22 protein-coding genes are annotated in these 23,418 nt (G+C 48.6%); 10 read left to right on the forward strand and 12 right to left on the reverse strand.

Features of this window, described 5'->3' with window-relative positions:
• Nucleotides 1-169: 169 nt before the first annotated feature.
• The 8 genes from ABEB26_RS04650 (at nucleotide 170) to ABEB26_RS04685 (ending at nucleotide 8,347) form a co-directional block, all read left to right on the forward strand.
• Nucleotides 170-2,773, forward strand: a complete 2,604-nt coding sequence (locus ABEB26_RS04650; RefSeq protein WP_345720797.1) for a winged helix-turn-helix domain-containing protein — start codon at nucleotides 170-172, stop codon at nucleotides 2,771-2,773.
• Nucleotides 2,774-2,897: 124 nt separating this feature from the next.
• On the forward strand, nucleotides 2,898-3,863 hold the full coding sequence (locus ABEB26_RS04655) for a DUF4386 domain-containing protein (RefSeq protein WP_345720798.1): 966 nt from the start codon (nucleotides 2,898-2,900) through the stop codon (nucleotides 3,861-3,863).
• Between the two features lie 142 nt (nucleotides 3,864-4,005).
• Entirely contained in the window at nucleotides 4,006-4,896 is an 891-nt protein-coding gene (locus ABEB26_RS04660) for a prohibitin family protein (protein ID WP_345720799.1), read from the forward strand.
• An 83-nt stretch (nucleotides 4,897-4,979) separates the two neighbouring features.
• Nucleotides 4,980-5,345 carry a hypothetical protein gene (locus ABEB26_RS04665; protein WP_345720800.1) on the forward strand — a complete coding sequence of 122 codons (366 nt, stop codon included), beginning with the start codon at nucleotides 4,980-4,982 and terminating at the stop codon, nucleotides 5,343-5,345.
• A 76-nt stretch (nucleotides 5,346-5,421) separates the two neighbouring features.
• Nucleotides 5,422-6,456 carry an STAS domain-containing protein gene (locus tag ABEB26_RS04670; RefSeq protein ID WP_345720801.1) on the forward strand — a complete coding sequence of 345 codons (1,035 nt, stop codon included), beginning with the start codon at nucleotides 5,422-5,424 and terminating at the stop codon, nucleotides 6,454-6,456.
• A gap of 48 nt (nucleotides 6,457-6,504) precedes the next feature.
• Complete coding sequence (locus ABEB26_RS04675; RefSeq protein ID WP_345720802.1) at nucleotides 6,505-6,897, forward strand: SET domain-containing protein; 393 nt, start codon at nucleotides 6,505-6,507, stop codon at nucleotides 6,895-6,897.
• Between the two features lie 18 nt (nucleotides 6,898-6,915).
• A complete protein-coding gene (locus ABEB26_RS04680) occupies nucleotides 6,916-7,605 on the forward strand; it encodes a hypothetical protein (protein ID WP_345720803.1) in 690 nt (229 codons plus the stop codon).
• Complete coding sequence (locus tag ABEB26_RS04685; RefSeq protein WP_345720804.1) at nucleotides 7,556-8,347, forward strand: hypothetical protein; 792 nt, start codon at nucleotides 7,556-7,558, stop codon at nucleotides 8,345-8,347. The genes ABEB26_RS04680 and ABEB26_RS04685 overlap by 50 nt, the downstream gene beginning before the upstream one ends.
• A gap of 85 nt (nucleotides 8,348-8,432) precedes the next feature.
• Here the strand turns inward: ABEB26_RS04685 and ABEB26_RS04690 are convergent, their stop codons facing one another.
• From ABEB26_RS04690 to mce, 3 genes are all read right to left on the reverse strand, one after another.
• Nucleotides 8,433-8,819: a hypothetical protein gene (locus tag ABEB26_RS04690; RefSeq protein WP_345720805.1), complete on the reverse strand. Its 387-nt coding sequence runs from the start codon at nucleotides 8,817-8,819 to the stop codon at nucleotides 8,433-8,435.
• A 178-nt stretch (nucleotides 8,820-8,997) separates the two neighbouring features.
• Entirely contained in the window at nucleotides 8,998-10,281 is a 1,284-nt protein-coding gene (locus tag ABEB26_RS04695; protein ID WP_345720807.1) for a citrate synthase, read from the reverse strand.
• 140 nt (nucleotides 10,282-10,421) lie between these two features.
• The gene (mce, locus tag ABEB26_RS04700; protein ID WP_345720808.1) at nucleotides 10,422-10,844 is read right to left on the reverse strand and encodes a methylmalonyl-CoA epimerase; all 423 of its coding nucleotides are present in this window, start codon (nucleotides 10,842-10,844) and stop codon (nucleotides 10,422-10,424) included.
• A gap of 359 nt (nucleotides 10,845-11,203) precedes the next feature.
• On the opposite strand from mce, the gene ABEB26_RS04705 reads away from it, so the two are divergent.
• Together ABEB26_RS04705 and ABEB26_RS04710 are read left to right on the forward strand one after the other, a co-directional pair.
• Nucleotides 11,204-11,755 carry a TetR/AcrR family transcriptional regulator gene (locus ABEB26_RS04705; protein ID WP_345720809.1) on the forward strand — a complete coding sequence of 184 codons (552 nt, stop codon included), beginning with the start codon at nucleotides 11,204-11,206 and terminating at the stop codon, nucleotides 11,753-11,755.
• Nucleotides 11,745-13,022 (forward strand): MFS transporter, encoded by a 1,278-nt coding sequence (locus ABEB26_RS04710; RefSeq protein WP_345720810.1) that lies wholly within the window; start codon nucleotides 11,745-11,747, stop codon nucleotides 13,020-13,022. The genes ABEB26_RS04705 and ABEB26_RS04710 overlap by 11 nt, the downstream gene beginning before the upstream one ends.
• Before the next feature lie 88 nt (nucleotides 13,023-13,110).
• Here the strand turns inward: ABEB26_RS04710 and ABEB26_RS04715 are convergent, their stop codons facing one another.
• From ABEB26_RS04715 to ABEB26_RS04755, 9 genes are all read right to left on the reverse strand, one after another.
• Nucleotides 13,111-13,737, reverse strand: coding sequence for a lysophospholipid acyltransferase family protein (locus ABEB26_RS04715; protein WP_345720811.1), 627 nt, complete (start codon nucleotides 13,735-13,737; stop codon nucleotides 13,111-13,113).
• Between the two features lie 50 nt (nucleotides 13,738-13,787).
• Complete coding sequence (gene hisS, locus ABEB26_RS04720; RefSeq protein ID WP_345720812.1) at nucleotides 13,788-15,092, reverse strand: histidine--tRNA ligase; 1,305 nt, start codon at nucleotides 15,090-15,092, stop codon at nucleotides 13,788-13,790.
• Nucleotides 15,093-15,138: 46 nt separating this feature from the next.
• Nucleotides 15,139-16,746 carry a peptide ABC transporter substrate-binding protein gene (locus tag ABEB26_RS04725; RefSeq protein WP_345720813.1) on the reverse strand — a complete coding sequence of 536 codons (1,608 nt, stop codon included), beginning with the start codon at nucleotides 16,744-16,746 and terminating at the stop codon, nucleotides 15,139-15,141.
• Between the two features lie 404 nt (nucleotides 16,747-17,150).
• Nucleotides 17,151-17,441, reverse strand: coding sequence for a 4a-hydroxytetrahydrobiopterin dehydratase (locus ABEB26_RS04730; protein ID WP_345720814.1), 291 nt, complete (start codon nucleotides 17,439-17,441; stop codon nucleotides 17,151-17,153).
• Nucleotides 17,442-17,467: 26 nt separating this feature from the next.
• Nucleotides 17,468-18,739, reverse strand: coding sequence for a glycosyltransferase (locus tag ABEB26_RS04735; RefSeq protein ID WP_345720815.1), 1,272 nt, complete (start codon nucleotides 18,737-18,739; stop codon nucleotides 17,468-17,470).
• Between the two features lie 261 nt (nucleotides 18,740-19,000).
• A complete protein-coding gene (locus ABEB26_RS04740) occupies nucleotides 19,001-19,912 on the reverse strand; it encodes a M15 family metallopeptidase (protein ID WP_345720816.1) in 912 nt (303 codons plus the stop codon).
• 145 nt (nucleotides 19,913-20,057) lie between these two features.
• On the reverse strand, nucleotides 20,058-21,203 hold the full coding sequence (dnaN, locus tag ABEB26_RS04745) for a DNA polymerase III subunit beta (RefSeq protein WP_345720817.1): 1,146 nt from the start codon (nucleotides 21,201-21,203) through the stop codon (nucleotides 20,058-20,060).
• An 81-nt stretch (nucleotides 21,204-21,284) separates the two neighbouring features.
• Nucleotides 21,285-21,914, reverse strand: a complete 630-nt coding sequence (locus tag ABEB26_RS04750) for a pyridoxamine 5'-phosphate oxidase family protein (protein ID WP_345720818.1) — start codon at nucleotides 21,912-21,914, stop codon at nucleotides 21,285-21,287.
• A gap of 14 nt (nucleotides 21,915-21,928) precedes the next feature.
• Entirely contained in the window at nucleotides 21,929-23,104 is a 1,176-nt protein-coding gene (locus ABEB26_RS04755; RefSeq protein WP_345720819.1) for an alpha/beta hydrolase fold domain-containing protein, read from the reverse strand.
• Between the last annotated feature and the right edge of the window lie 314 nt (nucleotides 23,105-23,418).

The raw sequence follows: 23,418 nt of genomic DNA on the forward strand, positions 1-23,418 counted from the left end.
AGGACACGAAGTGACACGAAGGATTTCATGTCCTACAATCCAGCACTAATTCACCTGACTCCTGATCCCTTGCCCCTATCTCCTCTCACGCTCTGCGCCTCTGGGTTACAAATATGCCCTACGAAGGCCGTTATTGACGCTAGGAACTTGCGGCTTTTATAATGCAGCTATGCCGATTGCAATTCTAGCGACCAAACTAGCGATTCCCAGCTTGCGAATGCAGAGCGTAGTACGCTCACGGCTCAGCGTAAAACTTGAGCGTGGCTTAAAGCAACGCCTTAGTTTGGTGGCTGCGCCCGCTGGTTTTGGCAAAACCACTTTGCTCAGCACATGGCTTGAGCAAACCACCCACTCCAAAGCATGGCTAACCCTCGATCAACGGGATAATAATCCGTTGCGCTTTTTGAGCTATCTGGTGGCAGCACTGCAAACTGTCGAGCCAGCAATTGGCCAAAGTGTGCAACAAGCGCTCCAAGCAGCCCAACCAGCCGCCAGCGAAAATCTCTTAATTAGCCTGATTAACGAGCTACACCAGATTCGCCAACCAATTATTTTGGTGCTCGATGATTACCATGTGATCGAGCAACAGGCGGTTGACGATATACTCAACTTTTTGCTCGAACATCTGCCAAGCACACTGCACCTTGTGCTTGCTACCCGCGAAGATCCCCAAATACCGTTGGCGCGGTTGCGTGCTCGTAGCCAATTGAATGAAATTCGAGTAGCCGATTTGCGCTTTAGTTTAGCTGAAAGTGGCGAATTTTTGCACAATGTCATGGGTTTGCAATTGCCCGATCAGGCGATCGCCAAGCTAGAAGCTCGTACCGAAGGCTGGATTGCGGGATTACAATTGGCGGCGCTCTCACTGCAAGGCCAGCACGATCCCAGCAGTTTTATCGAAACATTCAGCGGCCAACATCAATTTATCTTAGATTATTTACTCGAAGAGGTCTTGCAGCATCAATCAGCGGAAATTCAAACATTTTTGGTGCAAACATCAATGCTTGAGCGCATGTGCGGGCCGTTATGCGATGCAGTGTTAAACCAAACTACCAGTCAAGCTCTGCTCGAACAAATCGATCAGGCTAATTTATTTATTGTAGCGCTCGATCAACAGCGCTATTGGTATCGTTATCACCAACTGTTTGGCGATTTACTGCGCCAACGCTTGACCCAGCAACTCAATCCGCAACAGCTTGTGGGCTTGCATCAACGAGCGAGCGCTTGGTATCAGCAACAGGGCTTATTGCTTGAAGCTTTTCAGCATGCCACTGCTGCCCACGATTATCAACATGCCGAGCGCTTGATCGAGCAAATGCCGCTGCATTCGAACGGAAGTGTCTCAGCAATACTCAATTGGCTAGCCGCTTTACCCACCAGTGTGCTTGATCAACAGCCTTCGTTGTGGGTGCGGTATGCAGCAATTTTGCTGGTTCTAGGCCAAACGAGCGGGGTTGAAGCAAAATTACAAGCCGCCGAACGTGGATTACAATCTCAGCCAACAAATCAGCGCAACCGTGATTTACTAGGCCAAATTGCTGCCGCTCGCGCAACCCTAGCTCTCACCCAATATCAGATTGCGGCGATTATCCAGCAAGCTCAGCGAGCATTCGAATATTTGCATCCGCAGAATTTGCCATTTCGCGCAACCGCCAATTGGGCTTTGGCCTATGCCTATCAAGTGCGCGGCGAGCGGCAAAACACCCATGCAGCGCTGACCACTGCGATCAACTTCAGCCAACAATCAAATGATACCTTCACCCTGATTTTGGCTTCGATTGGCATGGGCCAGCTCCAGGAGAGCAATCTTGAACTGCATCGGGCCGCCGCAACCTATCGCCACGTTTTGCAATTAGCTGGTGAGCAACCACAGCAAATCATCTCCGAGGCCTATTTGGGCTTAGCACGAATTTATTATCAATGGAATGATTTGGTGGCCGCTGAGCAACATGCCCAGCAAAGCCTGCAACTAGCCAGGCAATACGAGCAAGGCATCGATCGTTTTATCGTGGGTGAATTGATGTTGGCCCAACTTAAATTAGCTCGTAACGATCACGTAGGTGCACAGCGGCTGCTCGATCAAACTGAACAATTGGCACGGCAGCAACATTTTAGCCAACGTTTTGGCGATATTAGCTATTGGCGAATTCAACTGCTGTTGCGCCAAGCCAAATTCACCACCGCCAACCAACTAGCCACCGAGCATCAACTATTAATCTGCCAAGCCCAAATTGCCTTAGCTCAAGCCCAGCCAGCCACAGCAAGCGCTTTGCTGGAGCCATTGCAACAACAAGCCCAATATTGGCCTGATCAATTACTACAAATCGAGTTACTGTTGGCCTTAGCTTATGCCGCCCAACAGCAACCAGTGCTTGCACTTGCAGCGTTCAAACAAGCCCTAGCATTGGCTGAACCAAACCAATTAATCCGCAGTTTACTTGATCATGGGTCGGCAATCCAACAACTTTTACAATTGGCAGTTGATCATGGTGTCGATTCGCTGTTAATCAAGCAAGCATTAATTGAATTTGCCAAGTACCAACCCGCAATTCAGCCGCAAACCCACACCCTTGAGCGTTTGAGCGAACGTGAGCTCGAAGTCTTGCAGCAGATTGCCACAGGCCTGACTGACCGCGAAATTGGCGAACGCATGTACCTCTCGATGTACACCGTCAAGGTACATGCCCGCAACATTTATGCCAAACTCGAAGTCAGCAATCGTACCCAAGCGGTTGCTCGTGCCCGCACACTAGGTCTACTTCCTCAGCACTAAATTTCTCCTCAACATCGAAAATTGAGCATACCTCGCCGAATAACTCGTTTGAGGTATGACAGGCTGCTCACCAAATTGTATGCTGCTTGCAGTTATGGCACGACCCAATCAAGCGAGCGAATCTATGGCAAATCAAAGCAACAGCTATCAAATTCAGATCAAAGGCCAACTTGACCAGCACTGGGCTGAATGGTTCGAGGGCTTAGCCATCAGCCAAACTGCCCAAGGCGAAACGTTGCTAACAGGTGAAATTATTGATCAAGCAGCTTTATATCGGGTCTTGCGCAAAATTCGCGATTTAGGCTTGCCGTTGATTGCCGTCGTGCCACTTAGCCAACCGATTCAGCCTACAGAAGGAGCAAATGCTATGCACAACCAACGTCGTAACGCCATCCTGATTGGAATTTACTTTATTTTGGCCGCCGTAACCTCAATTATTGGCTTGATTATGTATGGGCCATTGCTCAACCAAAGCGATTATTTAGTTGCTGGCGCGGCCAATGGCAACCAAATTGTGTTTGCCGCGTTGATGGAATTAGGCTTAGTTGTTACCGCCGTTGGCACAGCCGTCACCATGTTCCCAATCTTACGTCAATATAGCGAGCGCATGGCCCTAGCCCACTTGTGTTTTCGCTTCTTAGAGGCCGTCGTAATCACAATCGGAATCGTGAGCATGTTGGCATTATTGACGTTGAGTCGTGAATTTAGCAGCGCCACTGCCCCTGATGAGCAAAGCTATCGCGTGGTCGGCACTGCATTAATCGCCATCCACGATTGGACCTTCATTCTAGGCCCGAATTTCATGCTTGGCCTTAACACAATTATGTATAGCTATATTTTCTATCACACCCGCCTAATTCCTCGCCCAATTGCAATTATTGGGCTGATTGGCTCAAACACCGTGTTTTTGGCAGCCCTGTTGGAGCTATTCGGGGTGATTGAGCAACTTTCGACGTGGGGTGCAATTCTGGCAATTCCAGTTGCCTTGACTGAAATGAGCCTAGCAATCTGGCTGATTATCAAGGGTTTCAACGCTCATCCACAACTTGAGCAAGCCAATTCAGGCAAATTAGTGCTCAGCAACCGCTAAAATGCAAGCATCCAGCAAGCTTCCAACCAAGGCGAAGCTTGCTGGATTGGCGATCAAGATCGGCGAAACCAATCAATCGTCCTTTCGTAATGACCCAAAAAGCTATACTATAATAGTTGATGTCTAGCAGAAAGGAGCTTCTATGACCAGTCAGCGCCGAATTCGCATAACCCCGCAGCGGATTATTGCCGCGATCATTGCGCTTATGGGCGTACTGCTACTAAATGCTTCGTGGCGCACAATTGCGCCTGGTTCAGTTGGCATTGCCTTTAATCGCGCTAATAATACAATTACGGCCTACCAAGAGCCTGGTTGGGTTTTGGTTAACCCATTTACCACCACGGTTTACGATTACCCTGCCACGCTCCAAACCTATGTGATGGTCCAAAAAGCCGATGAAGGCCCAGTTTATGGCGATGATTCGATTAAAGTTCAATCACGTGAGTCGCAACAACTCAATCTTGATGTAGCGATTCAATATCGCGTCAATACCGCTGGTATCAGTGATCTCTACACCGATTGGGGTGGGCAGTCGATCGGGGCAATTGAAGAACAAGTTGTGCGCCAACAAAGTCGTTCAGCCTTGACCATGGTTGCCAGCACCTATAGCTGGGAAGAACTGAGTGGCGAGAAACGCGCCGATGTTGCCGACCAAGTTGAAGCTCATCTAACCAGGGTTTTTGCCCAACGCCATTTAATTTTAGAAGATTTTGTGATTCGCGAAGTGCATGTCCCCGAACATCTCAAAACTGCGCTTGATAACAAAATTGAGCGCCAACAAGCAGTTGAGCAACAACAATATGCCTTCGAACGAGCGCAAATTCAGGCCGAACAGCAGGGTATCGAAGCTGAAGGCCAAGCCAACGTCAACCGTGCAACCGCTCAAGGCGATAGCGATGCCCTGATGATTCGTGCTCAATCACAAGCCAAAGCCAATCAAATTCTTTCATCCAGCCTAACTGAAGCCCTACTCAAATATCAATTGATTGAACGTTGGGATGGTCAAGTTCCATTGAGCATTGATGATAATTAACGTTCAAGCTCATGAAACCAAAGCGATGCCTAAGCCTAAGCTTGGCAGGAGGACATTGATTGGCTCAACATAAGCAGGAAAGAATGCGTGTGGTAGTTGCAGGAGCAGTAGTATGGACAAATGCCCTTGCTATGCAGACTGAACTAGCCAGTTTGCATAGCGCTACAATCGTTATCCATGGTGATTCGCCAGGCTGCGATGTACTTGCTGGGCAAATCGCTGCAACTCTGGGGCTAACCGTTGTTTCGATGACCAAAACCCGCGCCGATGCGCTCCAATATCCAGGCGAAGCTTGGAAAGGATTGAATCGGCGGATGCTCACAAGTGGCGCAAGGCTAGTGCTGATATTTCACCCACAAATCGCCCTAAGCCGTGGTTCGCACCATCTAGTGGAGCTGGCGGTTGCTGCTAATATTCCGCTACGAATTATTACAGGTGATGAGCGTTAATCATGCTTGCACTCAGGCACAAAACTCGGTATGCTTAAGCCGATTCTCCCCTTCCAACGGCAAAGGTAGGTGCGCAATGTCGCAACCCACAGAGCAAGCGCTGGTCACCAAACGCCTGAAAACTACGGTTTACTGGTTACTCGGCGGTTCACTGATTTCGATGTTTCTATACATGGTTTTAGGCGATTGGATCGCTGTCGGTAGCTTTGCGGTGACCAGTGGGTTGTTAGGCACAGCATATTGGCTCATCCTGCGCCAGCATAATCAATCGGCGGTGGTCTTGATGAACATGGCCGCGCTGTGTTTAGTGATTGTTGGCTCATTTCGCTTTTTCACCTTGCTCTCGATTGCCACTGTCACGATTATTTCGATTGTGCTGGTGCTGCCATTTGTTGATAGCCGACGGCTACTGGGGATTTGTGGCTTGGCATGGGTTGTCAGCATCATCAGCATCACCAATCGGCTGCGGATCGATCAATTTCCGTGGTCGGAAATGCCAGTGCGAGTTTCACTCAACTCGCTCTCGCTTTTGGTGGTAATGGGCTTGTTGTGGCAAATTCATCGCCAATTAACCAATAGCCTACAAGCCAGCGAACGCTCGAATCAAGCCTTACGCACCAGCCAACAATCGCTCGAACAGCAGGTTGAACAGCGCACCGCCGCCCTGCAAAAAGCCCTGCAAGAGGTGCAAGCCCAAGCCGATAGCCAAGCAGTGTTGGCCCAACAACTGGCTGAGCAACAAACCACCATTCGCAGCCTGAGCGTGCCAATTTTGCCAATTACTCAGCATAGTTTGGTTGTGCCATTAATTGGCGATTTGGATGCTGAACGTTTGGGCACACTGGTAGAACAAATTTTAACCAACCTCAAAAGCCAACGCACCCGCCACTTAATTCTTGATGTAACTGGTGTGCCAACTTTGGATCGTGATGCTGGTCATAGTTTGCTCAAAGTAAGCAATGCCGCCCGTTTGTTAGGAGCCAAAACCACATTAATCGGCGTGCGGCCTGATGTGGCCGAAATGCTTGTGAGCATCGGGCTTGATTTGCGCTCGATTGGCAGTGAAAAAGATTTACAAAGCGTGGTGCATACCCTCGTTCAGAATGCTTAAAATCTGCTATGATCATGCGAATTCAGCCAAGCTCATGAAGGAACATTTATGCTGCTCGTTGCTAGCTACCTTGCCCCAAGCACCATCCATGGCATCGGCGTGTTCGCGGCCAACTTTATTCCAGCCAATACCATTATTTGGGAGTTTAATCCAGCGGTCGATTGGCGCATGACCGCCGATGAAGTTGCGGCGTTTCCCGAACCCTACCGCAGCGCCTTCACCGCCTATATTTATGTTGATGATGAGGGTTATTATGTGCTGTGCGGTGATAATGCTCGCTATTTCAATCATTCGACAACGCCCAATTGCGATGATGCTGGAGCCTACACCCGCACCTTGCGCGATATCCAAGCAGGCGAGGAATTGACCTGCGATTATTTTGTGTTCGATCAAATTACCCGCCAGCACGGGATTGAGGTCACTAGCTTTGTTAAATTATAATTTATGAAGGAATTCAATATGGAAAATTTACCTCTTTTGACTGAACAATGGATTAAACTACTACAAGAAAAAAAAGACCGAGATGCTTTAGATTTCTACTGTACAAATATCATACCTAATATTATACCTAAGCTAAAAGAGAATTTCATTAAAAATCATAATATCCAGCCTAACTACGATGGTATTATATCACTTCTTGGATTTACTCCTGATACAGTGATATTAACGTACCTTTTTGCAAAACCTAAAAAATTAATCGTTTTGCATACTAAAGAAACTGAAAGATTTCTTGATGATGTAGTAAAATATACATCTATACCCATAGGTAACTTTTATCATGAGGTTTTTATAGAAGATCCTTCAATCGATATATATCGTGCGTTAGAGGTATCTATTAACCGGTTTGATAAAGATGAAAAGATTGCAATAGAATTAACTGGTGGAAAAAAAACTATGGGGGGTGCATTAGCCGTTGCCGCTGGCTTACTAGATATAGATCAACTATATATTGATTATAAAGAGTATATGCCAAGCTTCAGAAAGCCAAAACCTGAATCAACATATATACATCTAGTAACAAATCCATTACGACTATCAATAGATGTGTTTGGTAATATTGATCTAGAAAGGGCATCTATGTTCTTTAATGAAGGAAAATATGATGTCAGTGAAGAATTATTCATTCAATCCAGTAAAAAAAATGAATAATCCAAGAATAGCTGAGATATGTTCCAAGTTATCAAGGTTTTATTATTTATGGAATACTTTCAATTTTAATGAAGCATTTTCTATATCAAAAGAATTATTCAATCAAATATTACAATTCTCTAATCTATTTGTCACAAAATTCAATATAGATTTAAATATATTACAAAATCAAATGACCACTATCGATTTATTACATCAAAATAATAGATTGAAACTATTATGGAATTTCTTTTTTACTGCAGAAAGGTATGAGAAAAATAATCAAAATGATATATCAGCTCTCTTATACTATAGAACAATAGAGAGCATTTTTGATAATGCATTAAAAGATATTTCTGAAAACTTTGATAGAAGCAATCCTAATTACGAAACTTTGTCAAATAATCCAGAAGAATTAAAAAATGATTTTATTCGAATAAAATCAGAATACACCAAGCGTTCTATAAGTAATTTACCAAAAAATCTATCGCTTGTTGATTCTTATTGTTTATTAGAGGCGGCTGGAAGTGAATTAATGAAAAATAATCAAAAATTTCAATCCAAAAGGGTAATAGGCGTATCAGAAACAAGAAATGTTAGTATATATGCACATGGAATAACTCCTATGAATAAAAATTCCGTCGAAAAAATAAAAAACCTAGCTATTGATATATTATTAACTTATATAAATATAAAAGGCATAGAAAGCATTGAACATGAAAGAGAAAATTTTCAATTCCTGTTACTTGATAATAAACAATAATTAAATATAGCATATCGATATAATGCAGTTTCTCATGGAATTTAATTTATATCGATATGCCAATATTCTATCCTAATAAAATTCCCTAATTTACAATCTTATTTTGCCGCACACCCAACAAATAGATTCCAAAAAGAATCACCATCACGCTATCGATAGCGATGGCGATGCCTGCTTGTTGGCTGAGATAACGCGAACCTTGGGCCAAAACCAGGCCGATAAACACCAATTTGCTGCTGCCAGCAATCAGCAAAATCAATGGACGCTGAGCCACATTCCAAGCACCATACAACAATAAAATCCCAATCAACGTAATCAACGCGCCCCAATTACGCACCACGACTTCGACCAATGGCCCGCTCATGGTCTCGCCAAAGGTCGATTGCAAGGCCGATTGGGGATCAATTGCCGCCATGATCATTGAGCAGGTCAATAACCCAGAAACCAGCATAATCCACTTCATCTTAGTCATAATCCAGCGCATACCACCTCACACATCTAAATAACTAGGCGGCTATCATAGCATGGTTTAGCACGACGCTTAACAAACTTAACTACTTATTTTTCGGCTAAATTGGTGGGTCAACCAACGAACGCCCGCTGGAGCAAACTCCAAGCGGGCGTTACGATCACCGTGTTCAAGCGCACATTTAGCCGCGTTTTTCGACTGGGACGAAATCGCGAGCATCGTAACCAGTGTAGATCTGGCGTGGGCGAGCAATTGAAGTTTCCTTGTCGTTGTGCATTTCATCCCACTGGGCCAACCAACCGACCGTGCGAGGAATGGCAAACAACACTGGAAACATATCAACAGGGAATTTCATTGCTTGGTAAATAATGCCCGTGTAGAAATCGACATTGGGGTAGAGCTTGCGTGAGACAAAATAATCGTCTTCGAGCGCAATCTTTTCAAGTTCCAAGGCAATGTCGATCATTGGGTTGCGCCCAACGACTTCAAATACATCGTAGGCCAGCTGCTTGACGATCGCAGCGCGAGGATCATAGTTCTTGTAGACACGGTGGCCGAAGCCCATCAACAAGACTTCACGATTCTTGACGCGGCGGATGTAATCGGCAACATTGCTGGCGGAACCGATTTCTTGCAACATGCGCAGCACTTGCTCGTTTGCACCACCATGCAGCGGGCCATACAAGGCTGCGGCTGCCCCAGCCATTGCTGAATAAGGATCGACGTTTGAGCTACCAACTGAGCGCATGGCATTCGTGCCACAATTTTGCTCGTGGTCGGCATGCAAAACGAACAAAACATCCAAGGCCTTTTCCATAATTGGGTCTGGAATGTATGGATCAGCTCTTTGGAACATCATCTTCAAGAAGTTGCCAGTATAGCTCAACGAATTATCGGGGTAAACATAGGGCAAGCCCATGCGTTTGCGATAGGCGTAGGCTGAGATCGTTGGCACTTTGGCGATCAAACGAGCAATCTGCAAACGGCGCATCGCTGGATCTTTGATGTTTTTGGCTTGAGGATAGAAGGTTGACATTGCACTCAAGGTGCTAATCAACATCCCCATGGGGTGCGCATCAAAGTGAAAGCCATCCATCAACTTCTTAATGTTTTCATGCACCATTGTGCGATGGGTAATTTCATGAACCCATGCATCAAGTTGCGGTTTGGTTGGCAGTTCCCCATTGAGAATCAAGTAGGCGGTTTCGAGGTAGCTACTGCTATCAGCCAATTGCTCAATTGGGTAGCCGCGATAGCGCAGAATCCCAGCGTCGCCGTCGATATAGGTAATTGAGCTACGGCATGATGAGGTGTTATTGAAGCCTGGGTCGTGGGTCATCAGCCCAAAATCTTCGGCATCTGCTTTGATCTGACGTAAGTCGAGGGCGCGGATGGTGCCATCGACGATGGGCAATTCGTAAGTTTTCCCAGTACGATTATCGGTGATCGTCAAGCTGTTAGTCACCAGCGACCTCCTAAAAGCTTAGAACAAAAAATGAGGCGACATTGCCCCAAAAATCCTGATTGGTTTGTCATTGTAACATAAGCTTGAGCCTATTCGTTGCTTAAATAGGCCATCATGACGCACTATGTTAGCACACTGCGTTAGACTGCTGCCTTGGGATGTTCGACCAATTCAGTTAACACTCCATGCAAGGCTTTGGGGTGAATAAAGGCAATCCGAGTTCCATGAATTCCAGGCCGCGCTTGTTGATCGATCAAGCGCACACCTTGGGCTTGCAAATATTCTAAAACATGATCAATATTTTCGACAGTGTAGGCCACATGATGAATACCCTCGCCGCGCTCAGCCAAAAATTTGGCAAAGGCGGCATCAGGGCTGGTTGGGGCGATCAATTCAAGTAATGTAGCGCCAACCTGGCCCACCGCCACCCGCATATGCCGTTCCGGCATCTCGATAATTTCCCAAGCGTCAAGGGCGAGTTGCTGGCGATAACTGGCAATCGCTTGCTCAAGATCGTGCACAGCCAAGCCCAGATGATCAACTCGCGTCAGCAATTGCTCCATTGCATCCTCACAAACACGTCCAAAAATCAGCATTTAGTTTAAGTGTAACGCTTCCACGATCAAACGTAAAGGCTCAGCCATGCGCTAAAATCGTGTTATTGATTGAGGTTTATGCATAATCAAAATACTATTTCTGATAAATTGCAGCAGCTATGCCATACCACAAATTGTCACTTAGGGGGTGGAGGGGGATGAAAACCCCTGCGTTTTCCTCCGGCGGAGGGACGGAAGGGTGGCGAAACGTATAGATTCAAAATCGAGAATACCTGTATAAACCCTATACTAATCATAAATACTATCTTGACAACCGTCTGTCTGGACGGTATTATACCGTCTATCTGGACGGTTTGGAGTTTTGCATGACCAAGAAAGATCCCCAAGCCACCAAAGCCAAGCTTTTGCATGCCTTAATTGCCGTCATTATGCGTGATGGTGCGGCCAACGTAACCCTCGAAGCGATTGCCAAAGAAGCCAGCGTGAGCAAAGGCGGCTTGCTGCATCACTTTCCAACCAAGGAGAGCTTATTTCAGGGCTTGCTGGATCTCGCCAAACAGGCGTGGGAAACATGTTTAGCCGGAGAATTGGCTAAACAATCGCCTGAGGTAGTAGGTTATTGGTGTCGAGCCTACGTGCATGCTAGCTTCAGCCAGCCGCCGGAAGATATTCAAATGCTGCATGCGGTGCGGCGAGTGGTCGCCATCTATCCTGAGTTATTTGATTATTGGCGCGAAACCTACGTGCAAACTACTCCAGCACCTGCTGACGATGGCTTAACGCTTGGACGTTCGCTCACCATTCAACTGGCCTGCGATAGCCTATGGTTCAGCGAATTAATCGGCTTGCCAATTATTTCAGCGGCGGCCCAACAGGCGCTTTACGATGAATTATTGAGGTTAACCTATGAGCCTTGATACGCTCACATCCACAACGACCAACCCAATCGAGAACTGGAGCCAGATTGTTTGGAAGCCACGCTTTTTTGCCATTTGGCTGGGCCAAGCTAGCTCGTTGGTTGGGAGTGCTCTGACCCAATTTGTATTAATTTGGTGGATCACCCAAACTGTCGGTACGGCCCACGCCTTATCAATCGCTGGAATGATGGCCTTGTTGCCGCAAGCAGTATTTGGGCCAATCGGCGGCATTATCGCCGACCGCTGGAATCGCCGCCTCATTATGATTAGCAGTGACCTAATTTCAGCGATTAGCATGATTATTTTGATTGTGCTTTTTACGACTGAGCAGATTCAGCTTTGGCATATTTACACGCTGATGTTTTTGCGCAGCACGATGCAGGCCTTTCAAAGCCCTGCCGCAACCGCCAGCACCAGCCAACTTGTGCCGCCCGATTGGCTAACTCGGGCGGCTGGCATGAACCAGATTATTTTGGGCTTGATGAGTGTGGCGGCGGCTCCACTTGGTGCATTGGCGATGAGTTTATTCTCATTAGAAGGCGCGTTGATGATCGATGTGGTCACCGCGCTGCTGGCAATTACGCCATTACTGTTCTATAAAGTTCCCCAAACTCGCCAAGCTGCTGAGGATCAAGCCAGCATGTGGCACGATTTTCGCAGCGGCTTCAGCATGATTCTGCGCCATCGCGGCTTAACCTTAATGTATGGATTAACCCTGTTGATGGTGGCGGTGTTGATTCCAACCTTCGTTTTGACTCCCTTGCTGATTCAGCAAGAATTTGGTGGTGGAGTTGAGCGGGTTGCTTTGATGGAGGGTATGGGTGGTTTGGGCATGTTAATCGGTGGTCTGCTGATCAGCATCATGCAGTTTTCCATGCGCCGAATTGTCTTGGTGTTGGTGATGTTTGCGCTCTCGTCAGCGATGGTTGGCTTAGCCGGGCTTGTGCCTGGCTCACTGTTTTGGGTAGCAGTCGTTTTATGGTTTATCAGCGGTGTAACCTATACCGTCGGCAATGCACCAATTATTGCGATTGTTCAAACGATTGTGCCCAACCAGATGCAAGGCCGTGCCCTCTCGCTTTATTCAACAATGATCGGCTTGGCCGGGCCGTTGACCTTGCCCTTAACGGGGCCGCTCAGTGAGCTGATTGGCATTCGCATGATTTTTATTGGCGGTGGATTTATTGCAGCCTTGGTTTGCTGTTTAGCTTTTCTATCGTCCAGCATTTTGCGCATTGAGCAAACGCCAATTACCACCGATAATTAATCACAATTCTTGCATTCGGCTCATAGCAGGAAGGCAGGGGCTTGTAGTCCCCTGCCTTAATCTTCATTAAACTTGGGGCATTGGCATGTTACTCAGCTTTAGGGGCTTTAATTTGCACAGTGCCCTGCTTTTCGGGGAAGCGCCCAACCGACATGCGCTCGTAAAATTCACGTAATACTGCAAAATCAGCATCGATATCGCCAGTTGGGTAGAGCATCGGGCCAAAGCCAAGCACTTTACGCTCGTAGTTGATATAGCTCATGCCAATTGGAATTTTGGCATTCAGCGCGATATAGTAAAAGCCTGTTTTCCAATGATCGGTTGCTTTGCGCGTGCCCTCAGGCGCAACCACCAACACCAACGTTTCGTGTCGCTCGATCTCATCGACAACCTGTTGGACTGCGTTGTAGGTTTTATCGCGGCGAATCGGAATCCCACCCAGCCAGCGCATCAAGGTTTTGAAGGGAAAGCGAAACAGCGAATGCTTACCAATCCAATAGATTCGCAGTTGCTGGGATAATGTTGCCAACAACATGACCGCAAAATCCCAATTGGAGGTGTGATAGGCTCCAATCGCGATCCATTTTGGTTCGGTTGGCACAATGCCTTCAACCTGCCAGCCAAATACTTTGAGCAACAGCTGAGCCAGCCAACGCAACGGACGACCTGGTTGTAACGAAAGTCGAGATGGACGAAAGCCACGAAATCGCTTCATTGATGGTTCCTGTTGGGGCGGTGAAGGTTCAGCTCACCGCCAAAGTTGGATTATTGGGCCGCTTTGATCGCCGCCACGATAGCATCACGCACCACAGCTTGTTGCTCACCAGTGCGTAAATCTTTCAGCTGCACCACGCCTGCGGCCAAATCATCGGGGCCAAGCACCAAGGCAAAATTCGCACCCTTGCGATCAGCTTCTTTGAATTGGTTGGCAATTTTGACTGGGCTATACGCGGTCAACACACTCAGGCCAGCTGCCCGCAATTCGCCAGCCAAACGCAGGCTTTCGCGCTGAAAATCACCAGCAAACAAGGTTACATAGGCATCGATTGTACGTTCTGGGCGTGGCCCCATATTAAGCTCAAGCATCAAATCAAACAAGCGCTCAAGCCCAAAGGCACAGCCAACCGTCGGCAACGAGCGTTTGCTGAACATGCCCACCAAGTTATCGTAGCGGCCACCACCCAACAACGAACCCATCGGCGGCGAATCGAGCACGGCCTCAAACACACAGCCCGTATAGTAGGATAAGCCGCGAGCCAAGCTAGGCGCAATGGTAAAACTATCGGCTGGCACACCAAAACTGGTCAATACATCACAGATCGTGCGCAAGGCTGCAACCGCTGCCAAGGCTGGCGGATCATTTGCTAGCACGCTTTCCATTTCGGCCAACACCGCTTCGATTGAGCCGCTAATTCCGACGAAGTGCAATACCTGCTCGGCAGCTTCGGCACTCACGCCACTTTTGAGCAATTCGTTGCGCACGCCATCGTTGCCAATTTTATCGAGCTTATCGATCGCCCGATAAACCCCACCGGCCTCGTTTTCGGGCACACCCGCCACCCGCGCCAAACCACTCAAAATTTCGCGATGATTGAGCAAGACTTTTGCGCCAGTAAAGCCTAAAGCTCGCAAGCCTTCGACCACCACCGCCACAATTTCGGCATCGGCAATTGGGCTATCCACCCCGACAATATCGGCATCAAGCTGCCAAAATTCGCGGTAGCGGCCCCGCGCTTGGCGTTCGCCACGATACGATTGGCCGAGTGCATAGCGTTTGAAGGGCATGGTTAATTTGCCTTCGTTTTGGGCCACCACCCGCGCCAAGGGCACAGTTTGATCGTAACGCAAGGTCAAAGCATCATCGCCATATTTCAAACGATACAGCAATTTTTCTTCATCGCCAATCTTGCCTTCGAGGGTTTCAGAATATTCGACGATCGGTGTGGAAAGTGGCTCAAAGCCATAGCGCTCTAAAATACCAATCAAGGTATCGGTGATGAAACGCCGCAAGCGCATGGCTTCGGGCAAGTGATCGCGCATGCCTTTGTAGGCGCGAGGAGTAATTGGCATAATTTTAGTTCCTTATCCAAACGAAACGGGCATCAGCCCACAAGCGCTAGCGTTTGAGCGAAACTCCAGTTAAATCTAGCTCACCCAAAGCCGTAATAATGTAGCCATCAACATACGATTTTACCAAGGAATAATCGACTGTGTGCACCAAAGGAATAACCACAAAATCACTGAGTAATTGCTCCTCAGCTTGGCGATAGAGTGCGCCGCGTTTTTCAGCATCAGCCTCGGCTTTGGCTTGCTCAATCAGTTGGTCAAAATTCGCATTGTTATAGTTGGTGCGATTATATTGACCCTTGCTGCCAAACAATACCTCTAAAAAGTTTTGGGGATCAGGATAATCGGCGATCCAACTAAGATCATACAAATGATAATTATCGCGTTCGAGGGCTGCCAAATAATCGCCAAATTGATCTTGGCCGCGAATCTCAATCGTTACCCCAAGCTCATCTTTGGCAATTTGGGCCAGCAAGCCTACGCCGCTACCACTGCTATAGCCAATAATCGGCGGAAATTTCTCAACGCTGCCATAGCTCGATTCGCTGATCAGTTGTTTGGCGCGGGCAATATCGGCGCGTGGCTCAGGCAAACGTTCTGGCTCGGCTCCAGGCATGCCAGGTGGCAAAATTCCCCGTGCCGCGACCACCGAGCCATTGTAGGAAACATCGGCCAATTTACCCCGATCGATCAACAAATAAAAAGCTTCGCGCACTTTGGGATCATCGAATGGTGGTTGATTAACATTCAAGCCAATATAGCTCAATTGCAATTGTGGCGTGATGCGCAGCTCAGCGTGCAACGGATCAGCTTGATCATTAATTCGATCAAGATCATAGCTACCAATTCCCGTCACGTCGATTTCGCCCTGCTCATACAAACCCAGTGGATTACTACCTTCAGCTCCAATCAGATAGGTGATCCGATCCAATTTGGGGGCAGTGCCATAGTAATATGGGTTGGGCACAAGCTCCATGCGGCGGCGATGGTTCCACAAATCAAGCATAAACGGGCCTGAGCCATTGGGTTTTTCGAGCCAATCGCTATTACCCTCGACTGTGCGCCGATCAAGCACGAAGGCTGGTGGGTGAGTCAATTTGAGCAAGAAGAGCGAGCTTGGCTGACGCAAGGTAATCGCGATTGTTTGATCATCAACCACCTTGACCCCACTGAGCGATTTGGCTTGACCAGTGACTTTTTCCAGCACCCCAGCAATATCATCGAGGTAGGTTGGCGAAACAATTGAGCCAAGGCTCGGGTCGGTGGCCCGTTCGAGGCTCCAGCGCACATCTTCAGCAGTAATCGGCGTACCATCGGCAAAGCGTGCATTCGAGCGCAGTTTGAAGGTGTAAACCGTGCCATCAGCCGAAACATCGATCGTTTCAGCCAAATCGGGCACAGCTTCAAGCTCGTTGTTGAGTGTCACCAAACCGCTAAACATCAAGCGGGCAATAAAACCGCTGGTCGTATCGCCAACCAAGGCAGGGTCGATCGTCGCTGGATCATCGCCCAGCGTCAAAATAAAATTACCGCCGCCACCAGCTTGGCTTTGGGCCACTGGAGTTGGTGTAGGCACTGGAGTCGCTTGATTTCCTCCCAGATCGCAGCCAACTAAAACCAGTAGCAAGATACCTAAAATCGATAAACGTTTATCCATAGCACTTCCTCGCTCAGATCCCGTCCACAAGCGACGGTTGAACTATTATAATCCACACGAATGGCACGAAGGGCGTTCTTCGTGCCATTATTCAGGGTCGATTGCGTTCGCGCAAAAACCACATTTTTGGATATCGTGTTATGTGCCCTCACCCCCAACCCCTCTCCCACTGCGGCGGGCGAGGGGCGTTCCAACGCTCATACTAGGCTGGTTCCGCTCGCTGGGCGGGAGAGCGGGTCAGCTTACAAGGGTAGGTTTTAACGTGCCCTCACCCCAACCCCTCTCCCACTGCGGCGGACGAGGGGCGTTCCAACGCTCATACTAGGCTCGTTCCCCCTCGCCTGCTGGGCGGGAGAGCGGGTAGGGGGTGAGGGCATGCTCATCGACGATAAATACCACCGAACTTATTGGGCAGCGGCAAAAATCTGATCAATCGTATCGGCTAAGCCAAAATCTTTCTCGGTAATGCCTTTTTCATCGTGGGTGGATAGGGCAATCGTCACTTTATTGTAGCGAATATCAATATCGGGGTGATGATTGACTTCCTCAGCAGCATCGGCAATCCGCCGCACAAACTCAATCGCAAATGGAAAAGTTGCTAAAACATAGGTTTTGCTAATTTGCCCATCAACGACCGTCCAACCTGAGCGTTGCTCTAATGCTTGCTGCAATGCTGCCTTGGCCAAAACTGGCATAGTCACTCCTTTGTAGACACTTGGCGCTACATGGCTCCAACCACATCGGCGTATGGTTCGCCACACACAACATGATCATACAACTCACGAATATCGTGGGCAACTGCGGCCCAGCTATAACGTTGGGCTGCTTGCACGCCGTTGCGGCCTAATTGTAAACGCAAAGGCTCATCATTCAAGAGCAAGCTGATTTTTTCGGCTAAAGCTTCGGGATCTTCGCGCGGCACCAGCAGGCCGGTTTCGCCATCGCGCACGGTGTAGCGCAAACCACCAACGTTGGAAGCGATCACAGGCGTACCACAGGCCATGGCTTCGAGCGCCACCATACCAAACGATTCGTAGTGCGATGGCACAACTACCATGTCGGCAGCGCTATAAAACAAAGGCAATTTGCGTTGATCTTGCGAGCCTTGGAATGTGACCAAATGACCAATGCCCAATTCGCCCTGCAAACGCCGCAAACGGCGCATTTCGCTGCTCCATTGATCTGGCGTTTCGCGCCGATCGCCGCCAATAATCGCCAAACAAATATCGCCACGTAACGAAGGCTGTTGCTCGGCCAACAAGGCCATCGAACGCAGCAGCGTATCAATTCCTTTGAGTGGCTCGATCCGCCCAACAAACAGCAACATACGATGAGGATGCGGCGGCACGCCTAATTCGCTGCGGGCAATTTGATGGGCAATGGGGTGAAAATGCTCAACATCAACGCCACATGGCACAACTACAATCCGTTCACACTCAGCGTCATAATGTTCGAGCATCTGAGCGCGATCAAGCGGGGTAGCCGCAACCACCCGATCAACTTCGTGCAACAACATGCGTTCAATCGCGATTCGTTGCTCAGTTTCAGCTTCATCGCCACGGGCAATTGTGTTTTTCATCGCCCCCAAGGTGTGAAACATATGAATAACTGGTGTACCCCACGCTTGGCGCAACTCCAGCGCGGCAACACCAGAGAGCCAATAATGGCTATGAATTACATCGTAATGAATATCTTCGCCATCAGCAACACAGCGAATCCGATGTACAAACTCTGGTAAATAATCTAAAACCCAATTTTTGTCGTAGGGCGCAGCCGGGCCAACCCGCACCGCAAACACCCGCACATTTGGCGCAAGATTGGTAATTAAGGGCGTATGCGGATCTTGCGAACGGGTATAGATATCGACCGCCACTCCTTGACGACCCAACTCACGGCTTAATTCACGAACATAAACATTCATGCCACCAGCTTCTTTACCACCCAAAGCAGCCAGAGGGCTAGAATGGACACTCAACATTGCAACGCGGCGCACAGCTACCTCCCGTGTGTGGTTTCTGATCATCAGCATACCACGAAACGCGCCACGCTTGCTAAGTAGAGATCAGGAATCAGGAGTTAGGGAGCAGGAGCCAGAGTTTCAGGATCAGGTTTTAACACAGAGGCGCAGAGGGAATTATGAAGGATGCGGGATGAAGAATAAAGGGTATGGCACTAACCTATTGATTTTGGCATAATAAACCTTCGGACACTTCGTGGATCAATCTGCGCCCCGACCCCTGACCCCTAACCCCACCTACTCTGCTACGGCAATTGGAGTGCTGGTTGGGATGGCAACCAGTTCAGTTGAGGCAACGTCGAGAATTGTGCAGGGATCATGCTCAGCATCGCAAATGCGCGGCAACTCTGGGGGAACCAGCAAGGAATCAGTATCTAAATAGCCTTGATCGTATAGCGCTTTGGCTGAATCGCGGCCTTGCCAACGCCAATGCCATGGTTCACTGGTGTAGCCCATTAATTCATAGGTAATCAACTCGCCATCGCGATATTTAATTGGATACGATTGAACCCAACCATATTTGTAGGCATTGGCATTGAGCCAATCTTTCAATGGGTCAGGAATGCGAAAGCCAATTTCGGGCGCACCTTGGGGCAATAAATCGACAGTCAAACCAGTTTGATGTTCGCTAGTGCCAGGTTTGGCGCTGTAGGTAGCGGCATAGGCAATTGCCTGTTTGCGGCTAATTGGCTTGCCAGCCTGGGCGGCACTACTCAATTCGTATTGCACCCAACCCTCGAAGGTGCTAGCTTGCTCAGCATACGAACGATAGGCCGAGCGAATTTCGAGCACAAAGCCATCACGTCGTGCAGCATCAATTAATGATTTAAGATCGGCCACTGCCTCACGCCGCAAAAGCTGGCCCGAACGCGAGCCACGCACACCAGCCAAGCGTAAATCCAGCAATTCAGCCTCAGGATCAAGCGTCGGCAACAGTGGTACAGCAGTTGGGGTTGGGGTATTCGTCGGGCGTGGCGTTAATGTTGGGGTTGGCACAGGCGTGCGAGTTGGCTTGGGTGTTAGAGTGGCACTTGGCGCAATCAACGCTGGCTGTAAATGGACTTGGCGATCAGCAATCGCCGCCTGTGAAACTGCTCCACAGCCAACCAACAAGCCCAAACTGCATAGTGCGACCAGTAATAACTTCACGCAAAGACCCCAATTCGTCAGGCAACGGCTGCGATTGTACCAAAACGCCGTAATTGTGCAACTAGTTAAAGGCAAATTTAACCAAGCCTAAAACAAAAAAGCAAGCAGTCTCAATCCTGCTTGCTTAATCGCGTGAAGTGTCAGCCTAAGGAATGCGCATTGGCATCACCAAGTGCAGGTATTCGTCGCCGCCAATTGGCCGAAATACACCTGGTGAGTTAGGAGTTTGGGTTTCCAAGGCTACTTGATCGGTGTCGATTGCGCCGAGTGCTTCTTGCAAATAGCGCACGTTCAAGGCCAATTTGCCATCATCGCCATCGATCAAAGCACTAATCGCCTCGACCGATTCACCGATTTCAGCAGCATTGGCGTTCAAGAGCAAACGCCCAGGTTCGCTGCCATCGCCGCGCTCCATCGTCAAGGTCACAATGTTGCCAGCCGCCTGCGAGAACAGCGCAATCCGTTTGACGGCGCGGCTAAATTCAGCAGTTGAAATTACGCTGCGAGTTGAGGTATTGCTGGCTGGTGGCACAAAGCGCTCGTAATCGGGGAACTTGCCGTCGATCACCCGCGAAACAAAATCAACAGTCTCGCTATGAAAAATAACTTGTCCACCATTGGGCGTAATACTCATGGCAATTGGGGTTTCGCTATCGCCAAGGGTGCGGCCTAGCTCAGCCATCGCCTTGGAAGGAATCACCAACTCAGCATCGTGAGCCACTGGTTCGGGCAATTCGATCGTGCGCACAGCCAAACGATAGCCGTCAATCGCGGCAAAAGTCGCTTGTGTGCCAGTCAAACGAATCAGCACACCTTGCAAAATTGGGTTAGGATTGGTGTTTTCAGCCGCAGCTGCAACCACCACTTGACCAACAACTTTGCGCAATAGCTCAGGTGGAATATAGGCTAGCACTGGCTCGTTGCCAAGCGTTGGCATCGCCGGAAATTCATCGGCATCAATGCCTTTGATATTGGCTTTAGTGCCACGGCAAGTCACGGTTAATGTTTGCGTCCGGGGATCAACTTCTAATTCAACGGTATCGTTAGGCAAGTTGCCGACTAAATCCGATAATAATTTGGCTGGAATCGTAATTGCCCCATCTTCATCGACTTTTGCGCCGACGAGTGCGGTAATCCCGATTTCGAGATTATTTCCAGCCAATTTCAGCCGACCACTTTCGGTTGCCAACAAAATATTTGCAAGTACAGGCAAGCTAGAGCGGCCTGCAACAGCATGGCCTGCCAAGGCTAAACCACGCTTTAGATTTTCTTGTAAACACGCTAGGCGCATAGAAAACTCGGTCTCCTTGCCGCGATGCGGCAACCATAACATCGCTAAAATGAACTAGCTCGTTATTATAGCATACTCGTTCTACGGTGTGACCCATTGGGCCGTATACGAACCGTCGTCAGTCCAAGCAAATTGGGCACGATAGTTGCCAGTAAATTGGAGTTGCAGCCAATCTAAATTGCTAATTGTACTTGATATAACACAAAAATTGACGCGACCCACTTCACTTTCTTCCAAGGTTGGCTGACGATCAAGCAATTCTTGGTTAAGGCCATGATTTGGCTCGGCGCTGATTTGACCTGGTGCAATGCCACAGTAGCAGCGTCGCCCAAGTACCGCGCTATTCTGCCAAGCGGTATCAACCAATCCATCGTTGCTATGCACTTCGGCCAAACCACGCAAGCGCAATTGCAATCGCGCCGCCGGATGATACAGCAACCAACTGACTCGCGGATCGCGCTTGAGTACGGCAATTTTGGGCGACCGCAAATCGCTATGAAACCACAAACGCCGAGTCGCTGGATCAAAGCCCCTCAATACCACCACCCGCTGATCGCTACCATGCTCATCGCTTGTGCCAAAAACTGGGGTATGCATTGGATCATGACGATCATGCACCGCAGCGGCAATCAACTGCCAAGCATGCTGCAAAAGCATGTCGAAGCTTACAGGCTGACTAAAATCGAGCAGTGTATAGACAGTTTCACTCATAGGCTAGCTCCTGATTATTGCAAGGCCTCGGCCAAAAATTGGGCCACATAAGGCTGCACTTGTTGGTTACTCACGCCATTCAAATTAAAATCAAAGCCATGGTTGGCCAAGGGCAATTCAATCATGGTAAATGGACGATTAGCTTGCTCCAATGCATCGGCCAGTACATCAGCATCAAGCGGACGAATAAATTGATCGCGACCGCCGTGCAACAACAAGGTGGCTGGGGTATTTTGACCGACCCAGTTGGCCGGACGAGCTTGACGATAGGCTTCAGCATGGGCTTCGGGTGGCCCACCAAGATAATCATCCAACGCGCCAGGCGCTAATTCAGGCTTGATCACATTGTAATAATCAAGCCGCGTCGGGGCATAATAGCTGACCACCGCCCGTACACTGGTATCAGGTGCATCGCAGCTTGGGGCAATTGTGGCATCAGAATAGGCCGCAATCAGCACTAATTGCGCTCCGGCTGAACGCCCAACCAAGCCTAAACGCTGGGGATCGATCCCGAAGCGCTCGGCGTTACGGCGTACATAGCCAATTGCACATTTAACATCGCTGACTGCTGCCGGGAACTGAGCTTGCGGTGCTAAACGATAGCTCACATCAAACACGACATAGCCTTGACCCGTTGCCCAACGATTCCAAGCAGGAATATCGCCTTTCGCGCCACCCCGCCACGAGCCACCATGCACCACAATTAAGGCTGGGGCATTGATTGGGGTTGTCGGCGGCACATACACATCAACCAACAACGCTTCGCCAGCAACCTCAGCATACACCGTGTTTTGCTCACGCAGCAGGCCTTGCGGCGCAGGATTACCCAAGCCAAATTGGCTGAGCTGAAATGTACCAGGCCCAGCCGCAACCACCGTCGGCTGATTTGAACGCACCCGCAAATCGGTCATCAAGCCACGCACAAGCATCCCAGCAATTACAAAAAAACTCAGCATCGCTCCAAAACCAACCAGCCGATTGAGCAAGCGAGCCAAACCACTGGGCGGTGCAAAGCCAAACAATAATCCCAAACTAACCAATAAGACCAATAAAAACCAGGGTGCCCATTCTTGCGCAGCAATGCCCAGCTGGAAAAAGATAAAATTGGGAGCTGGCAAGACCAACATCGCGGCACTTGCCAAGGCCAGCAGCACAATCGGCAGAATAATGATGGTTAAGGCTAGACGCACACAGGCTCCTTTGCAGCCATGGTTGTAGCGGATCGGCGTTATTGTACCGCCTTTTGAGCCAGAATTATAGCAACGATCATGCCCAAATGCTGTCACACCTTGAATGAATTTTATACATAGATTACCTCTTGTATTTTAACAGGTATATTGTTAGAATTATCATACAAATGTTTCGATGATCTAACTATAATAAGGGGATTTTAGAGGGATATGATACAAGATTCGGTAAACCTTATACAAGGTAATAATATAGATAAGTGATAAATTAGGATTATAAAAGTAATAGTATTTTATAAATCAATTCTATAGTACTA

Source organism: Herpetosiphon gulosus (assembly GCF_039545135.1).
Lineage (GTDB): Bacteria > Chloroflexota > Chloroflexia > Chloroflexales > Herpetosiphonaceae > Herpetosiphon > Herpetosiphon gulosus.

Excerpts from the sequence above, each read along its gene's own strand:
- ABEB26_RS04680 (WP_345720803.1), top strand. The coding sequence starts at position 6,916 with ATGGAAAATTTACCTCTTTTGACTGAACAATGGATTAAACTACTACAA.
- ABEB26_RS04710 (WP_345720810.1), top strand. The coding sequence starts at position 11,745 with ATGAGCCTTGATACGCTCACATCCACAACGACCAACCCAATCGAGAAC.
- ABEB26_RS04655 (WP_345720798.1), top strand. The coding sequence starts at position 2,898 with ATGGCAAATCAAAGCAACAGCTATCAAATTCAGATCAAAGGCCAACTT.
- ABEB26_RS04750 (WP_345720818.1), bottom strand. The coding sequence starts at position 21,914 with ATGAGTGAAACTGTCTATACACTGCTCGATTTTAGTCAGCCTGTAAGC.
- ABEB26_RS04725 (WP_345720813.1), bottom strand. The coding sequence starts at position 16,746 with ATGGATAAACGTTTATCGATTTTAGGTATCTTGCTACTGGTTTTAGTT.
- mce (WP_345720808.1), bottom strand. The coding sequence starts at position 10,844 with ATGGAGCAATTGCTGACGCGAGTTGATCATCTGGGCTTGGCTGTGCAC.
- ABEB26_RS04705 (WP_345720809.1), top strand. The coding sequence starts at position 11,204 with ATGACCAAGAAAGATCCCCAAGCCACCAAAGCCAAGCTTTTGCATGCC.
- ABEB26_RS04685 (WP_345720804.1), top strand. The coding sequence starts at position 7,556 with ATGATGTCAGTGAAGAATTATTCATTCAATCCAGTAAAAAAAATGAAT.
- ABEB26_RS04675 (WP_345720802.1), top strand. The coding sequence starts at position 6,505 with ATGCTGCTCGTTGCTAGCTACCTTGCCCCAAGCACCATCCATGGCATC.
- ABEB26_RS04670 (WP_345720801.1), top strand. The coding sequence starts at position 5,422 with ATGTCGCAACCCACAGAGCAAGCGCTGGTCACCAAACGCCTGAAAACT.
- ABEB26_RS04730 (WP_345720814.1), bottom strand. The coding sequence starts at position 17,441 with ATGCCAGTTTTGGCCAAGGCAGCATTGCAGCAAGCATTAGAGCAACGC.
- hisS (WP_345720812.1), bottom strand. The coding sequence starts at position 15,092 with ATGCCAATTACTCCTCGCGCCTACAAAGGCATGCGCGATCACTTGCCC.
- dnaN (WP_345720817.1), bottom strand. The coding sequence starts at position 21,203 with ATGCGCCTAGCGTGTTTACAAGAAAATCTAAAGCGTGGTTTAGCCTTG.
- ABEB26_RS04650 (WP_345720797.1), top strand. The coding sequence starts at position 170 with ATGCCGATTGCAATTCTAGCGACCAAACTAGCGATTCCCAGCTTGCGA.
- ABEB26_RS04665 (WP_345720800.1), top strand. The coding sequence starts at position 4,980 with ATGCGTGTGGTAGTTGCAGGAGCAGTAGTATGGACAAATGCCCTTGCT.
- ABEB26_RS04660 (WP_345720799.1), top strand. The coding sequence starts at position 4,006 with ATGACCAGTCAGCGCCGAATTCGCATAACCCCGCAGCGGATTATTGCC.
- ABEB26_RS04690 (WP_345720805.1), bottom strand. The coding sequence starts at position 8,819 with ATGACTAAGATGAAGTGGATTATGCTGGTTTCTGGGTTATTGACCTGC.
- ABEB26_RS04715 (WP_345720811.1), bottom strand. The coding sequence starts at position 13,737 with ATGAAGCGATTTCGTGGCTTTCGTCCATCTCGACTTTCGTTACAACCA.